3 protein-coding genes are annotated in these 3,004 nt (G+C 36.2%); all 3 read left to right on the top strand.

Features of this window, described 5'->3' with window-relative positions:
• A partial coding sequence (locus HY58_RS18360; protein WP_216593836.1) for an RHS repeat domain-containing protein occupies positions 1-976 on the top strand: 976 nt, incomplete at its 5' end.
• A gap of 479 nt (positions 977-1,455) precedes the next feature.
• Entirely contained in the window at positions 1,456-1,806 is a 351-nt protein-coding gene (locus tag HY58_RS18350) for a hypothetical protein (protein WP_156123764.1), read from the top strand.
• Between the two features lie 21 nt (positions 1,807-1,827).
• Positions 1,828-2,193 (top strand): hypothetical protein, encoded by a 366-nt coding sequence (locus HY58_RS18345; protein ID WP_039135611.1) that lies wholly within the window; start codon positions 1,828-1,830, stop codon positions 2,191-2,193.
• The last annotated feature ends 811 nt before the right edge of the window (positions 2,194-3,004 follow it).

Below are 3,004 nucleotides of genomic sequence, written 5' to 3'. Positions count from 1 at the left end.
GCATTATTATCCGTTTGGACTCACCATGGCAGGGATTAGTTCTAGGGCGATGGGGAAACTGGAGAATAGGTATAAGTTTAATGAGGGGACTGAGTTGGAGAATAAAGAGTTTTCTGATGGATCCGGACTTGAGATGTATGACACTAAGTTCAGGAAGATGGATCATCAAATCGGGCGCTTTTTACAAATAGATCCTTTAAGTATAATCTCTAACAATTGGAGCCCTTATGCTTATGTCATGAACAATCCGATGTTGTTTAATGACCCGCTAGGCTTAGATACGGTTAGCGTTACTGGAAGTATGCCGAAGAATATGCAACAAGGGACTGTAGTTTCGCTTACTCAGTCTAATGGTGGAACATCCTACTATACATATGATCCTGAAAATGCTGATGCAGATGAGAATGGTTTAGTTGGATCAGGTATGGCCGATGAAAATTCTGAAGTAATAGTAACGGCCAAAAAAGGAGGGAATAGCAGCAGTAGTAATGTTAGTATAAATGTTGTTCAAGCAGGCTTTGTGAATGGCGACTTCTCTGGATCAAATGCGATAAATGTTGCATTGGGTTTTGGCGGCCTGGTTATAAACCAATTACAGGCAAATCTTACCAATTACCGGAATAATACAGTTTTGCCTAAAGCGCGAATGAATGGATTTAACAGTCATTATAAGCGGCAATTACACAATATAAATCTTGGGAAAAAAAAGTTGGACAGGTTTGGTAAGCGATTAGGTGCTGCGGGATTAGTGTTGCAAGGAACTAATTTGGCATATAAGTATATAAAGGGAGATGGTATAACAATGATGGATGCATTTGATGCTAGTGTTTCAATTATTCTAACTGCGGTAGCAATAAGTAACCCTGCGGTTCTTATAGGAGTTGGTGTTTATGGACTTTTGGATTCATTTGGTGCTTTTGACGGAATAAAAGCCTCTTTAGGAGCAAATGATGATGTTATATTAAAAAAGGAATAATGAAAGTTATCTACGGATATTTATATTATCATTTATACGACCTTGTATCCAAGGTTAGAAAGCTGAATGCAAGAGAGAGCGCTATTTTATACTTATCAGTTGCTATATGCTTGCTGACTATACCGTTTTTGGGCTCATTTATGTTTAAACTATTTGGGCATGTACACAAGTTCATATTTTTTGCCTTCATACTTGGATATGGTTCATTAGTAGTTTATATGAACAAAAAATACTTCGATAATCATAAAAGGTTAAAAGAGATTTCCAGCCTGTTTAAAAACGAAAGCAATTTTCAGAGACGCATTGGCCATGCTACTGTAGTAATATTATTTATAGCATCAATTGCATTGTTTTTTTTCTTTTTATCTAAGATGTAGGCAGCGGTGGGTAGCAAGGTTACAGCAGAAGCCGGGCTTGTGCGTGTTGGGGCCCAAATATTTGGTAAGCAATATGGGCGAGCGTTAGTTGCCTCTACGGGGATGAATATTCTCCAAAATGGTGGAGATCTGACCATAATTGATGCATTTGATATTGCAACTTCAACATTGAGTCCTACTAGTAGCGTAAGCGGATCCATAACAATGGCAGGAATGAATTCTATAGTTGACTATAATCCATTTGATTTTAGAAATCAGAAATTGAAATACTTAGGAGGTGGTAAGAACCTTATGGAGGCTAGCCTACATATTAGCTTTAATGTTTTTGGCGAAGGCTTCAAATTTACAATAGGAGCAATGGGTGGTACAAATGCCACGGCCAACATGTTTACATATATTGTTACTGGAAACGCTGGAGCTGCAGCACAGGGAGTGGCTGCTGATAAAAATTAATATTGTAAATTTTGAAAACCTATGAACGATCGATATAAATTACTTTGGGGGGTATTAATACTAGTCTTATTGATTGGTTTGTACCAGATATTCACAAACGAAAAAATAAAATCAAATGGTATTTATACAAAATGTATTATTCTTGATATTGATGGACGGAAAGGAGGAGTGATGATAACACTTAAATATAATTATAGAGGAAAAGAATATAAAGGGCGAATGGGTACACAATTAGGAAGTGGTTCAATTGGAAAGCAATATTTTATAAAGTTTCTACCCAATAAACCTGATGAAATTATTCTTCTTGAAATGAGCCCTGTTCCCGCATGTTTATTGAATACCGACGCGCCTGAAGATGGGTGGCAAGAACTACCAAGCTGCGAATGAGTTTTTATTTCTAATTTTTCAGTCTTTCTTTAATTGAGTTATCATACTATTACTCGAGAACAAGTTCCAGCAACATTTATTAAAAATCTTCAATTGTTCATGCTAAACTATGGTGGTAGAGTTGACAGAATTGGTAGCGGAAGCCCCAAGATAAAAACTAAAGAGGCAGATTATGATTGGTTTTAAGTGGTTGGTGAGAATCAGCGTAATATTTGTGGGTTTAAATTTACAATCGGATTTTCCTGTTATGGAATTAAATAATGTAATAAGGGATAATAAAGTTGAAGATTATATTGCTACTAAGTTGGACAGTGTGGGAACTTCCTATTGAAATCCTATTTTCCCATATAAAATAAATTTTAAATCTCGAGGAGATTCTATTACTTTCCCCGGTGTTCCAGTCATTGATTATTGGACGTTAAAATCAGATAACTCGTATACGGTTTTTCTACTTGTTAAGCAGTCCTCTAATTTAGTCAGTTCAGTATCTCAAGTTTATGGGCGAGTAGATAGTGAAATTGAATCCGAAATAAATAGTCAATCGACTTCCCCCACTTCGTATGCTTGGGAGACTGAAATTGGGACTATCTTATTAAGGAGTTTTATGAATGTTGAAATGGATTAAAAGCATTATGGATGTTCACTGATAGTTATAGGTAATATGATTATTGATATTGTGACAATGCCACCACTTAGGGGTTTTTAACTCTATGCTGTTATGATTGCATTATCTCGGACTAGTAGTTTTTAAGCGGTGTTCCGTTAAATGTTTTTTTTGCTATCCAAATAAGTAATACTATAGGCCTGCCCC

The organism is Flavihumibacter sp. ZG627, from assembly GCF_000814325.1.
Taxonomy (GTDB): domain Bacteria; phylum Bacteroidota; class Bacteroidia; order Chitinophagales; family Chitinophagaceae; genus Flavihumibacter.
This window is presented reverse-complemented; position numbering and strand designations above follow the sequence as displayed.

Excerpts from the sequence above, each read along its gene's own strand:
- HY58_RS18345 (WP_039135611.1), top strand. The coding sequence starts at position 1,828 with ATGAACGATCGATATAAATTACTTTGGGGGGTATTAATACTAGTCTTA.
- HY58_RS18350 (WP_156123764.1), top strand. The coding sequence starts at position 1,456 with ATGAATATTCTCCAAAATGGTGGAGATCTGACCATAATTGATGCATTT.